Below are 12567 nucleotides of genomic sequence, written 5' to 3' on the forward strand. Positions count from 1 at the left end.
CTAAATATCTAAGTTAAGTACCTCTTTTGCATGTCTTATTATGAAAGCTTTTCTTGGTTCTACTAAGCTTCCCATCAAAATGGAAAACAATCGGTCTGCTTCGGCCATGGTTTCAACACTTACTTTCAAAAGCCTTCGAGTCTCAGGGTTCATGGTAGTATCCCATAATTGTTGAGGGTTCATCTCTCCAAGCCCTTTGAATCTCTGGATCGTAACATCTTTGCCAAGCTCTTTGACAGCAATGTTTTTCTCATCTTCTGTGTAAACATATCTTACATCTTTGCCTTTCTGTACTCTATACAATGGTGGCTGGGCAATGTATATGTGTCCTACCGTGACTAAATCTCTTGCAAACCTGTAGAAAAAAGTAAGTAATAATGTTTGAATGTGTGCCCCATCAACATCTGCATCCGTCATTATTATTATTCTATTGTATCTCAATTTGGTGAGATCAAAATTATTATTTACGCCAGTGCCTATAGCAGATATTAATGCTTTAATTTCTTCATTTCTAAACACTTTTTCCTCATACGCTTTTTCTACGTTCATAATCTTTCCACGCAATGGTAATATTGCCTGGAAATTTCTATTGCGAGCCTGCTTAGCCGATCCTCCTGCTGAATCACCTTCTACAATGAAAAGTTCAGCTTTGGTCGGATCTTCTTCTGAACAGTCTGCAAGCTTGCCCGGAAGGCCAAAAGTATCAGAGATCTCTTTTCTTTTTACATTTTCTCTAGCTTTTCTGGCAGCTTCCCTTGCCATACCTGAAATAACAATTTTCTTAACAATGTTCATAGCATCTTCAGGATGTTCTTCAAAAAAGCGTTTTAGATTCTTAGTAGTAACAGAGGTAACAATCCCTTTAACTTCACTGTTTCCGAGCTTTGATTTTGTCTGCCCCTCAAATTGTGGCTCAGGGTGCATGATCTGAATGACACATACAAGTCCTTCTCTAACATCCTCTCCCGTTATAGAAGGTATCTCTCTTAATAACTGGTGCTCTTTGGCATAATCGTTGATAACTTTAGTTAGTGCGGCTCGAAATCCAGTAATATGTGTACCCCCCTCACTGGTTTGTATGTCATTTACATAACCTAGGAGAGTTTCATAAGAAGAGTTATTGTAAAGCATAGAAAGTTGAACTACGATAGAGTCCATCTTCTCTTCAAAATAAATAACATTTTTGTGGATGGGCATGTTTCCCTCGGTCAAAAACTTAACAAATTCAACTATGCCCCCATCATATTTATATTCTTCAAACGTCTCAGATATTTTATCTTTTAGTGTTATTCTTAGTCCCCTATTTAAAAAGGCCATATTCCTTAATTTTCCTTTAATTGTCTCATAATCAAATTCTAAGGTTTCAAAAATCAAAGGATCTGCCTTGAATTTTATAAACGTGCCAGTAGGACTGTTCTCTATAATATCTTCCCTATACTTTTCATCCCATAGAATGCCATTTTCAGTGATTGTGCCAACCTCGAGAATTTCGGTCATTTTCTTTCCCCTAGAATATTCTTGGTAATACACTTTCCCGTTTCTTTTGATATATATTTTTAACCACTCAGAAAGAAAATTTACCACATGCACACCTACTCCATGCAATCCGCCAGACACACTGTATACTTTTTTATCAAATTTTGCGCCAGAATGAAGATCTGTGAGTACAATCTCTAGTGCTGGTTTTTTATATACAGGGTGGATTTCTACGGGAATTCCCCTCCCATCATCTTCGACACTGGCTATTCCATCTCCGTAAATGGTGACGTGTATATTTTTACATGCTCCAGCAAGTGCCTCATCAATACTGTTATCCACAATTTCCACCAATAAATGATGTAGTCCCCGCTGATCTGTGCTTCCAATATACATTCCCGGTCTTCTTCTAACTGCTTCTACGCCACCTAAAACCTGAATTTCATCTGCATTGTATTCCATTAATTTCTCACCTATTTTTTATCTAAATATATACTTAATGCTTACATTAAATAAAAATGTTTTGATTAATTTTTTTTAGCTATGTAGAGCAAAGAATTTTTTTTATATAATTTTTTATTTATAAATCTATCTTTTTCATAAGTTTTTTTCTCTATGATCTCAAAATCTTTTAATAAATTTAGAATCTCAAGATTTTCAAAATAATGAGTAACTATATTATTTCCCCTTAAATATGTATATTCTTCTACGGGATATCCCTTACCAACTCTGAAATCATTTATATCGAATACTTCCAAAAATAACATGCCATCATATTTTAGTAGCTTATAAACAAGATTAATTATTTTTTCTCGTTCGTTTTTCAAAAAATGATCCAATATATGGATCATCAGAATCTTATCAAAAGTTTCATCTTTAAATGGTGGTGATAAAATATCTCCCTGCACTAATTCAGTATTAGTTTTTATTAGCTTGAGAGCATAAATAGATACATCTAATCCTATAATATTGTATCCCTCATCATAAATTGGAGTAAGAGTTTTACCATTGCCACAACCCACATCCAGAATAAAATCGTCATTATTTAAAAACATTAAAATGTCATTCAAATTGTAATTTTTGCCTCTCCATAATATTCCTCTTCTACGGTACTCTAGATCCCATGCTCTCTTTGTCTTTAAGTCCATAATTCAATATTCTTTCAATTTTGCAGCAATGTTCATTGCTAGTTCAACATCCTCCATTTCCATCGCCAGGTCTGCTGCAGAATCATAGATATCTGAATATGAGTTTTTAAAAGCTTTTCTCTCTGTTTTTTTGAGGGATTTAGTATATGAATCTATTAGGTCAATGGCCGACATTAAATATTCCAATGCTTTGTTAAGTTCCCCATGCTCTCTCTCTAAATAGCTTATGTTTTGTAATGAAAGGACAAAATTCTCTAAATCTTTGTTTTTTTCAGATATATCTTTGGCTTTTTTAAAATACTCCATTGCTTTTTCTTTATCTGACCAGTAAAGTATTCCAAGATGGTTGAATATTTCAGCTTCTATGTATTGGTTTTTATTTTTTAATGCCAGATCCAACGCTTTTTGCAAATTATCTTCCGCATTTTTCTGGTCGTTTTCAAGATCTATAGTGCTCAGATATATGAGATCTTTAGCTATTTTTAAGTCGTCTCCTTCGTTAATATGTATTTCTAAAGCTTTTTCTGCATATTCTTTGCTCTTAGAAATATCTGCCGGAGAATTATATAGGTAACACTGTGAAATTTTCAAAAGTAAGTTTGACAAAAATAAGGCATCATTTTCTTTGTAATCAGAATATATCTGTAAATATCCTTTCAAAGCCCTAGAAAACTCTTCTTTGTCATATAGCTTGTCTGAGTCCTTTAATAATTTTTCATCTACCATATCTGGGATTATAAATTCTAATAATTTAAATGTAACGCCTTGGAATATAAAAAATTAATATTTATAATAACATTATTATTTATATGTAATAAGATTTATTTTTTTTAAATTTATTTTTTTTAAATTTTTAAATATTAACTGCGAATTTATATATAATAATATAAAAATATTAATTACAAAAAAATAAAGAAAATAAAACATAACTAAAAACATTTATCATAAACACTTTTAAAGGTAAATACTTGTAAATTTTATTTTTATATAATTAATTTTTTTAAAAAAATATTTATATAAAATATATACTATTAATATTATATATGTTGAGCTTGTTAAAATATTTGTAAAAAAATATAAAGAAAATAGGCTAAAAAATAAAAAACCTTAAATATGCAAATTTTATCATCGGAATTGTTTTATCAATCATTAAAGAGATAAACCTTTAATGGAGGTTAAAAAAGATGGTAGTTGGAATTCACATAATATTGGACTTCTACGGAGTAGACGAAGAGATCTTGAACTATGTAGAGAGCATGAAACCTATATTCGAGAATACAGCAAAAGAGGCTAAGCTTACTAAAATATCTTCCGATTATTATCAGTTCAGGCCAAAAGGATGCTCTGGCATAATTTTACTTGCAGAATCTCATTTATCCTTTCACACTTGGCCAGAATATAAACTGGTCACGCTAGATATTTTTACCTGCGGGGATCAAAAGCAGGCATATAGTGCATTTTATATTTTAGAAAAATACCTAAAACCTACAAAAGTATCTCAATGCATAATTGAGAGAGGCACTGATGCACCTGAAAAAACCTATCCTGAAATCTCTACCGAAGAGATAAAAATTTCAGATCTAAATTAAAGGTTATTATTATGTTTACTATTGTTCCGTCTAAAGTTTTTTTTACAAAAGGAATTGGAAGACATAAAAGTAAATTGGGCTCTTTTGAAAGAGCCCTAAGAGATGCAGAAATTGCACAGTTTAACCTGGTAGAAGTCAGTTCGATATTTCCACCTAATGCAGAGATAATATCTAAAGAGGAAGGATTGTCAGTCTTAAAGTCTGGACAAATCCTGTTTTTAGTACTTGCACAAAATTCTTCTGATGAACTTAATAGATTAATATCTGCTGCTGTAGGATTGGCGATTCCTAAAGATAGAAAAATGTACGGTTATTTAAGTGAGCATCATAGTTTTGGAGAAACTGAACAGACAGCAGGAGAGTTTGCTGAAGATCTAGCAGCAGAGATGCTGGCATCTACACTTGGAATAGAATCACATCTGGTATGGGATGAAACTAAAGGTATTTACAAGCTTGATGATAGAATATTACTAACACAACATACTGTAAGTACTACAACTGTAGAGAAGCCATCAGAATGGACCACTACATTGGCCGCCGCAGTACTCATTCCTTAAATCTTTAGCAGTGTTGTGAGCTAATTTTATTGGCTCTGGTGAGCCTTTCTTTGTCAGATTTTTTATTATTTTGTATGCACTTTCTATAGATATTTTATGGCCGGGGGAAATATAATTTTTTTGTAGGATCTTCCCAACTAAGGCATCATCTAAATATATCCTGTTATCTAAAACATTTCCAGTTAAAAGAGATTTTGCAACACCTATTGTAGTAATATCTAGTTTTACCCCAACATAGGATGCTATTCCGAATCTGGAGGGATGCAGTATTCCATTTCCATCAATAATTAATATCCCATCCTTATCAGCATATTTTAATATCAAATCTCCTTCCCGATACGAAAAATAGGTTGGGATATAAGGGAAAGAAACAGTGTCGATATACGTTTTTGTGGATACAATATCCCCGGTTCTTAAATTAAATTTAACAAAGGCTATGAATGATAAATTCCTAAAATATGAAACATCCACCCCAGTAACAAAATATGAATCAATAGAATCTTGCAAAATCACTTTTTTAGATAATTCAATTTGTTCTTTCTTTAACTTTTGAAGTGGATAATCGGATTTAAAATCTGTAAAAAGTATGTTTTTAAAGTCTATAATTCTACCTCTGTCTACAGTTACTCCTTCTCTCTTCAAAAGATTAATTTTCTCTGAGATGCCGTTTGGATGTGTGAACCCACCTAGAGTCCCATCTGAACTAACAACCCTATGGCAAGGAATAATAACTGGCTCGGGATTCTGAGATAACATTACTCCTACCGCACGTGCAGCAATTGGGTCACCTAATGCATTTGCTAGCGATCCATAAGTTGATACCCTCCCAGGCGGGATCTGTTTGACGAGAGCATAGAAAATTGAAAATAAATCCATGTTTTATCTTTAGTCTGTTCATCTATTTATACCTTCAATAAGAAATTTTATCAACTTAAAACGCTTCTAAGCATTTGTGATTTAATGTGATTTTGCTACTATTTTCAGAAGATGACCCTGCATCAATAAATATTTACGAGAACCTTTTGAATTTGACTAGCTTTGATTTTTTTGGTAATTTTGAAGGAAAAAGAGTACTTAATAATGAAAAATATTTTCTGATAAAGATTGAAAAAGATAAAACATATGCTAATTTTCTTGACCTTAAATTAAAAAAAAGCTTGAAAATATCATTTGATACAATTATTGTAGCATCTAAACACGAAAGTAAACAGAAAGTAAAGAGTTTGACTGTACATCCAGTTGGCAATTTTAATAATGCTGATCTAGGCGGTTTGCCTAAGACACTTGTCGGTGCAGAACCATCACTTATGTCTCAAGCTCTAAGAATTATGAAAGAGAATAAAGTTGAAGGATACCAAATTTCTCTAGAAGTTACTCATCATGGCCCAGCATTGCAGAATGACACTTTTTTTATTGAGATCGGGGCATCAGAAAAAGAATGGAATGATAAAGATGCAGGTTTTGCTATTGCAAAGACCATTATATCATTAGAAAAAAATGAGCAGCCCACATTTATTAGTTTTGGTGGAGGCCATTATGCGCCACAAGTAACGGATTTAGTATTAAAAAATAAGCTTAATGTAGGGCATATGGCATCAAAATATACTATTGAATTCTTAGACAGAGATCTTGTGGATCAAATGATTGAAAAGTCACATAATCCGTCATATGCCTACTTTGTGAAAAGCTTGAACATCGAAGAGAAAAAAAAGTTACAGATGCTATTAAAAAACAAAAACATAAAAATTTTAGATCAGGATACTAAGGATTGGAACCAGGCACTTGATTTGTAAATATTAAAATATTCCTCTGAGCTAGCTTTATATTTCAGTGAAGGATCTTTTTTTATAGCCATAACTAAAAAATTTTTACAAGCACTTTCATTTTTTTTCCAAGCCATTATCGCTGCCTTGTAATACCATGTAGGCGCATGATCCATTGAAACTTTAAGTATTTCATTGAAATACCCTTCTGATCCTCCAATATCCCCTGATTTGAACAAAATATACCCATTATAAAAATTATTTTTTAGATGATCTTTTAATCTACTTGCCAGTGTTTTTGCAATATCAAAATATTCTATGGATATTAAATATTCTACAATTCTAATAAGACTATTATCAGAAACTTCCAAGTCATTCAATATCTCAGGCAATTTATGCAAATTTTCTTTAAAGTCATCTAAATCATGCTCGAGGGTTGCAGAGTCTGATAAGATGGCACTTTTGATACGATCAATATTTTGATTGGATTGAGTTTCAGTTTCTATTTTTGTAGCATCTGTTTTTGTTTCGAATATGCTTTCAAACATGTTAGATGCAAGCTTATCTTTGTTACTCTCTATTTCTGTTTTATTGGGATTCATTAATTGATCCAAATTTTCCTTTAAATCAAGTGCTTCTATATTTTCTGGATCAGTGTTTAGAATATTTAATATGATATCTTTTGCATAAGTATAAAGCTTATCATTTATCAGGAATATTGCCTTTTCTATGAGCAAAGCCTGATTATCTGGATAAAGTTTTAATCCCTCGTCTATATATTTTTCGTCTTTATCGATTATAGCTAACTTTTTGTATATCTCAGGCAACTCATCCAATTTGCCTTTAGACTTTAAATATTCTACTTTTTCTAATAGCGCATCTTTATTGTTTTCATCCAGTTTTAAGATCTTATTTATTATTTCTAATCTGTCCTCTACCTTGTTAATAATCTCTTTATAAATTTCTAATGCTTTGTCCTTCTCTCCCTGAATCCTATAAATATCTGCTAAAAGTATCTTTGCATTTATGTTATCAGGATTATTATTAAAAGCTTCTTTTAAACATATTAGGGCATAGGGTAGCTGTCTGTTTTGGCTTACTAATACTTTACCAAGGTTAAACCATGCCTCTGCATTTTTAGGGTCTAAAGACTTAGCTTTTTCAAAATAGTCAATAGATGCATCTTTGTCATCTAACCTAACTAAGGCAATACCTACATCTGTTAATATTTCTGATATTTTTAAAGCATTTTGATTTAAATCCTCAACATTATCAAATTCCGCGATTGTCGGCAATATTTTTTTGTATGTCAACTTTGCTTTTTCAGGATTGGATTGTTCATAATCTTTTGCGTCATTGTACATATTGTTGACCGATTTTAAAAGACTCGAAGCGGTACTTTTTCTTTTAAGCAATGGCATATTTCAAATCACCGATAGAGATTTAAGGAGTATATTGATTAGTATTAATAAATTCTTCTATAATATCTTTTTTGCATTATATACTAATGCAATTATTAATGTGTAAAGTTTTAATTAAAAAGCTTTAAATAAAATCATTTGATTAATCTATCTATCATGGATATTATTAAATTGTATAAGAACAGAGCGAGGCAGATTGTAGAAAATAAAATAAAGGCACTATATGGAATTAACTACAATGCGATGATTATAGATGCCAAAGAAGGCTATGGAGATTTATCTTTTCCTTGCTTTGAACTAGCTAAGATATTAAAAAAAGATATAAAATACGTTAGTTCTGAGATCGTTAATATAAAAGATGATCTTTTTGAGAAAGTTATAGCAGTAGGGCCATATATTAATTTTTATATAAACAGTACTCACATCAATAAAATCACAATTGAAACAATTTTAAAGGACAATATGGATTATGGCACGTTTGATAAAAAAAATGAAATAATAATACTAGAGCATACAAGCGCAAATCCAACAGGTCCATTGCATATTGGGCGAGCTAGAAACACTATAATCGGAGACACGCTTGGTAGAATATTGAAAAAGTATGGATATACTGTGATAATTCATTATTTTGTGAATGATATTGGCAAACAGGCTGCTACCCTGATCTGGGGTATTAAGGAATTTATGATAAAGGAAGAGCCAGGGAAGCAGGACAGAATACTGGTTAAGTATTATCAAAAAGCATCAGAATCTGAAAAAAAAGAATTAAATGTTAGTGAATTAGTAGAAAAATTTGAGGCAGGAGATCTAGAGCTAATACAATATTCCAGGAAATACATCTCTAGAATTTTGAATGGCATAGAAGAAACAGTAAAAAAACTGAATGTAAGCTATGATCTATTTTTTTATGAATCTGATCTAATTTTGGAAGGATATGTGAAAGATATAAAAGATAGATTAAAGCCATATATAAAAGATGAGGCAGGCGCCAAATATATTGATATTCCTGAGTTAGAAGGCAAAGAGAAAGTATATTTGTTCAGAGCAGATGGAACTTCATTATACTTAACTCGAGACATAGCATATCATCTTATAAAGGCCAGAGAATCAAAGTTTTTAATTGATGTATTAGGAGAAGATCATAAAGCCCATGCAGAAACTATAATGAAAATTTTAAAAAAGATTGAGCCCGATCTAAATATTGTGCCTATTTTTTACTCTTTTGTATCTTTGCCAGAAGGAAGAATGAGCACTAGAAAAGGTAAGGTGATATATCTGGATGACTTGATAGATGAGGCGGTTCAAAAAGCTAAAGAAGAGATTGAAAAAAGGAGAGAGGTACCTACAGAACTATTGGATAATATAGCATTTAAAATTGGTACAAGTGCGGTAAGATATAATATAATAAAGGTACAGAATGAAAAAGGCATAGTTTTCGACTGGCAAGAAGCTTTGAACTTTGAAGGTGACTCTGCACCTTTTATTTTATATACATATGTGCGGGCAAAATCAATACTAGACAAAGAAGAAAATTTAAAAGATTTTGAACCAGCGCTGTTAAAAGATCCTCAAGAGTTAAAATTGATAAAGTTATTAGCAAAATATTCAGAAATAATAGAAATATCCGCTAAAGAGTATAAGCCATATAAAATTGCAATATACAGTTTTGATCTGGCAATGCAATTCAATCAGTTTTACAGGGACTGTCCCGTATTAAAGGCTGATACCGCAGAGCTGAAAAATGCAAGGTTAGCGCTTGTAAGAGCCTTTAAAATCGTAATCGAGAACTGTGCATCATTACTTGGCCTCAATATGCCTGAAGAGATGTAAAACAATCACGCGAACATCTGACCAGATACTATGTTTTTATTATTTTCTTCCTGCGTAGATACTTTTTTAATTGCTTTCTCAAAGTCGTACATTGTGATATAATCTCTTTTTTCACGAATAGCAAACATTCCTGCTTCTGTGCAAATCGCTTTTATATCTGCGCCAGACATATTATTGGTTTTTTTGCTTAAAACCATAAAATCTATGTTTTGTAAATTCATTTTCTTTGTATGAATCTTAAAAATTTGGGCCCGAGCATCTTCATTTGGGGCTGGAATATCTATAATTCTATCAAATCTGCCAGGTCTAATCAGGGCCTCGTCTAAAATATCAGGTCGGTTAGTGGCAGCAACTATTTTTACGTTTCCTAACGGATCAAATCCGTCCATTTCTGCCAATAATTGCATCAAAGTTCTCTGGACCTCTCGATCTCCAGAGGTAGATGCATCCTGTCTTCTTGCACCAATTGCGTCAATCTCATCAATAAACAAAATTGAAGGAGCCTTCTCTTTTGCAAGATCAAACATTTCACGAACCAATCTTGCACCTTCTCCTATATATTTTCTTACAAGTTCAGAACCCACTGTTCTTATGAACGTAGCATTTGTATTGTTTGCTACAGCTTTAGCAAGCAAAGTTTTGCCAGTTCCTGGTGGCCCTATTAACAGCACACCTTTTGGTGGATCTATTCCCACTTTTTTATATATATCAGGGTTTAAAAGTGGTGTTTCAACAGTTTCTTTTATTTCAAGAATCTGTGATTCCAAGCCCCCGATATCTTCATAGGAAACTCCAGGTTTGGTAATTATTTCAGCAGCGATCACTGAAGGATCATAGCTCTCAGGTAATACTCCAATAACTGCTAAAGTAGTTTTATTCAAAGCAACTCTTGCCCCTGCCTTAACTTTTGTAGGAGCTATGAACTCGCTTAATCCAACCACAAAAGACGGTCCAGTAGTACTCTTTACTACCGCTTTCTTATCGCTTAAAACATCCTCAACATATCCTAACAAAAGAGGCGGTGCCCTCATCCGGTTAAGTTCTCTCTTTGTCCGCTCAAGCTCTATTTGTAAACGTTTTAATTCTGCCTCTAAAAACTTTTTTTCATCCTCTGTAATCTTTAACTGTCTACTCAATTCAATTTTTTCTTCATCGAATCCTAATTCTCCATCTGTAATAGATTCATCTTTTACCATCTTAAGACCTCACATAAACAATAAACAATATATTTATCTTCTGTATATATCTTTTTTGGTAATGGAAGTATGAATTGTGAAATTTGTGGTAAAGAAATAAAAAAAGCGAATAGAATAATCATAGAATCAACAATATTAAACGTTTGTGATGATTGTAAAAAGCTTGGTAAGCCTGTGGAAGCTGCAACCGCAGAAGAGCTTCCTTTTTTGCCGCCCGAAATAATACAACAACGCTTGAAGACAGTGAATAAACCGGCAAGAGATGAGCTTGATGCAACAGAAGTTCTAGTTGAGGATTTTGGGGCAAGAATTAAGAAAGCCAGAGAAGCAAAAAAATTGACAATTGAAGATCTGGCAAAAAAGTTACTTGAAAAGAAGACATTGCTGTCAAAAATAGAAAGACAAGAAAGTAAACCTGATGATAAACTAATCAAAAAAATTGAAAAAGAACTGAACATCAAGCTCAAAGAAAAAGTTGATTACATCAAGGCTGTAGGTGCTAAAAAAGAAGGAAGCATGACTTTAGGAGACTATATCAAAAAAAAGAAAAGTTAATCTAACAACTGCGCGCGAATCAAAGATCTTACTTTTACACCATTTATTATATCCTTCCCTGTTTTGTTTACTATAGCCATTGCTAAAACTGTTTCTCCGCCATTTTTCTGTACATCTTCTATCGCTTTGCTCATGGTTTCTCCGGTACTTACCACATCATCTACAATTATCACTTTCTTGTTTTTTATAGAAGCAAAATTTGAGCTAAACGAACCATCTTCTCTAGTGGGATGTGGCCTGTAAACTGCGAGTTCTCTATCAAGCGTTAAGGATATTAGCGTTGCTAATGGTATACCATTTATTGCTATTCCTACAATTGTATCGACATCTATACTTTTGCTCTGTGTCTCTTCCACGATTATGTCACTCATCATGTTTGTCAGGTTATCTATTCTTGAAGAGTATACTCCTATTGATTTCCAGCCTATTTTTATGTCTTTAGGCTTCTCAGTTACAGTTTTGAATCCCCTGGATAATAACCATATTACAGTATTCGTAGAGAGATGCAGATCAGTAGCAATTTCCTTATCACTCAATCCTTTCTTTTTTAGTTCTAAAGCTTGATTTGCTAGATCATCTATGTTTTTCATATATTATTCACCTGCCGGTTATGGTATCATAAATCTACTGACATCCTCTCTCCGCTAAAGCGTTTGAGGTTCCTGCTTCATAGACCATATACTTCGTTATTTCCTAACTATCTCGAGGTCTCTCGAAATAATTTCTATTTCCACAGGCGTATATTCGGGAATGCCATTCCCTACTATATATAAGAAAACAAAACAATTATATAAATATAGCGATTAAAACAGAATCTCCGAATATAAATATCTAAAAGAGTATTTCAAGAGAGAGAATTCAGAAGCAGGATTTTCAGTAGAAAAAAGAGAATTTGGCTGGAACATAAGTCAAAAAAGAGAAGATAGAATATCGACAGCACAAATATGCATAGGAAGACTTCACAACATTTTTTTGATATGGGAGTAAAAAGGACTTATATTCCAGAACCGCATGAATAGAAAAATATATATT

At 32.6% G+C, this 12567-nt stretch carries 12 protein-coding genes and 1 pseudogene; 6 read left to right on the forward strand and 7 right to left on the reverse strand.

All coding sequences use genetic code 11. The features are described from left to right. The 3 genes from QXQ25_00590 to QXQ25_00600 all read right to left on the reverse strand — a co-directional run bounded on the left by QXQ25_00590 (position 1) and on the right by QXQ25_00600 (position 3350). On the reverse strand, positions 1-1938 hold the full coding sequence (locus tag QXQ25_00590; protein ID MEM0160207.1) for a DNA topoisomerase subunit B: 1938 nt from the start codon (positions 1936-1938) through the stop codon (positions 1-3). A 65-nt stretch (positions 1939-2003) separates the two neighbouring features. After that, positions 2004-2624, reverse strand: a complete 621-nt coding sequence (locus QXQ25_00595) for a class I SAM-dependent methyltransferase (GenBank protein ID MEM0160208.1) — start codon at positions 2622-2624, stop codon at positions 2004-2006. Positions 2625-2627: 3 nt separating this feature from the next. Beyond that, positions 2628-3350 carry a hypothetical protein gene (locus QXQ25_00600; protein ID MEM0160209.1) on the reverse strand — a complete coding sequence of 241 codons (723 nt, stop codon included), beginning with the start codon at positions 3348-3350 and terminating at the stop codon, positions 2628-2630. A gap of 458 nt (positions 3351-3808) precedes the next feature. On the opposite strand from QXQ25_00600, the gene speD reads away from it, so the two are divergent. Both speD and QXQ25_00610 read left to right on the forward strand, forming a co-directional pair. Then, on the forward strand, positions 3809-4213 hold the full coding sequence (speD, locus tag QXQ25_00605) for an adenosylmethionine decarboxylase (GenBank protein MEM0160210.1): 405 nt from the start codon (positions 3809-3811) through the stop codon (positions 4211-4213). Between the two features lie 11 nt (positions 4214-4224). Further along, positions 4225-4770 carry an arginine decarboxylase, pyruvoyl-dependent gene (locus tag QXQ25_00610; GenBank protein MEM0160211.1) on the forward strand — a complete coding sequence of 182 codons (546 nt, stop codon included), beginning with the start codon at positions 4225-4227 and terminating at the stop codon, positions 4768-4770. On the opposite strand, the gene QXQ25_00615 is transcribed toward QXQ25_00610, so the two are convergent. Beyond that, positions 4726-5646, reverse strand: coding sequence for an endonuclease V (locus QXQ25_00615; GenBank protein MEM0160212.1), 921 nt, complete (start codon positions 5644-5646; stop codon positions 4726-4728). The two genes, QXQ25_00610 and QXQ25_00615, sit on opposite strands and share 45 nt — an antisense overlap. Before the next feature lie 86 nt (positions 5647-5732). On the opposite strand from QXQ25_00615, the gene QXQ25_00620 reads away from it, so the two are divergent. Beyond that, positions 5733-6563, forward strand: a complete 831-nt coding sequence (locus QXQ25_00620; protein ID MEM0160213.1) for a D-aminoacyl-tRNA deacylase — start codon at positions 5733-5735, stop codon at positions 6561-6563. Here QXQ25_00620 and QXQ25_00625 read toward each other — a convergent pair. Next, positions 6524-7954 (reverse strand): hypothetical protein, encoded by a 1431-nt coding sequence (locus QXQ25_00625; GenBank protein ID MEM0160214.1) that lies wholly within the window; start codon positions 7952-7954, stop codon positions 6524-6526. The genes QXQ25_00620 and QXQ25_00625 overlap by 40 nt on opposite strands. A 156-nt stretch (positions 7955-8110) precedes the next feature. Between QXQ25_00625 and argS the strand changes: the two genes are divergently transcribed. Beyond that, the gene (argS, locus tag QXQ25_00630) at positions 8111-9784 is read left to right on the forward strand and encodes an arginine--tRNA ligase (protein MEM0160215.1); all 1674 of its coding nucleotides are present in this window, start codon (positions 8111-8113) and stop codon (positions 9782-9784) included. A 5-nt stretch (positions 9785-9789) separates the two neighbouring features. Here argS and QXQ25_00635 read toward each other — a convergent pair whose 3' ends face one another. Next, positions 9790-10980, reverse strand: coding sequence for a proteasome-activating nucleotidase (locus QXQ25_00635; protein ID MEM0160216.1), 1191 nt, complete (start codon positions 10978-10980; stop codon positions 9790-9792). 69 nt (positions 10981-11049) lie between these two features. On the opposite strand from QXQ25_00635, the gene QXQ25_00640 reads away from it, so the two are divergent. Next, on the forward strand, positions 11050-11535 hold the full coding sequence (locus QXQ25_00640) for a multiprotein bridging factor aMBF1 (protein MEM0160217.1): 486 nt from the start codon (positions 11050-11052) through the stop codon (positions 11533-11535). On the opposite strand, the gene QXQ25_00645 is transcribed toward QXQ25_00640, so the two are convergent. After that, on the reverse strand, positions 11532-12125 hold the full coding sequence (locus QXQ25_00645; protein MEM0160218.1) for an orotate phosphoribosyltransferase-like protein: 594 nt from the start codon (positions 12123-12125) through the stop codon (positions 11532-11534). The two genes, QXQ25_00640 and QXQ25_00645, sit on opposite strands and share 4 nt — an antisense overlap. A gap of 232 nt (positions 12126-12357) precedes the next feature. On the opposite strand from QXQ25_00645, the pseudogene QXQ25_00650 reads away from it, so the two are divergent. Then, a pseudogene (locus QXQ25_00650) lies at positions 12358-12522 on the forward strand (ISNCY family transposase). Positions 12523-12567: the final 45 nt, after the last annotated feature.

This window comes from Thermoplasmata archaeon (assembly GCA_038729465.1).
Taxonomy (GTDB): domain Archaea; phylum Thermoplasmatota; class Thermoplasmata; order Thermoplasmatales; family ARK-15; genus JAVRLB01.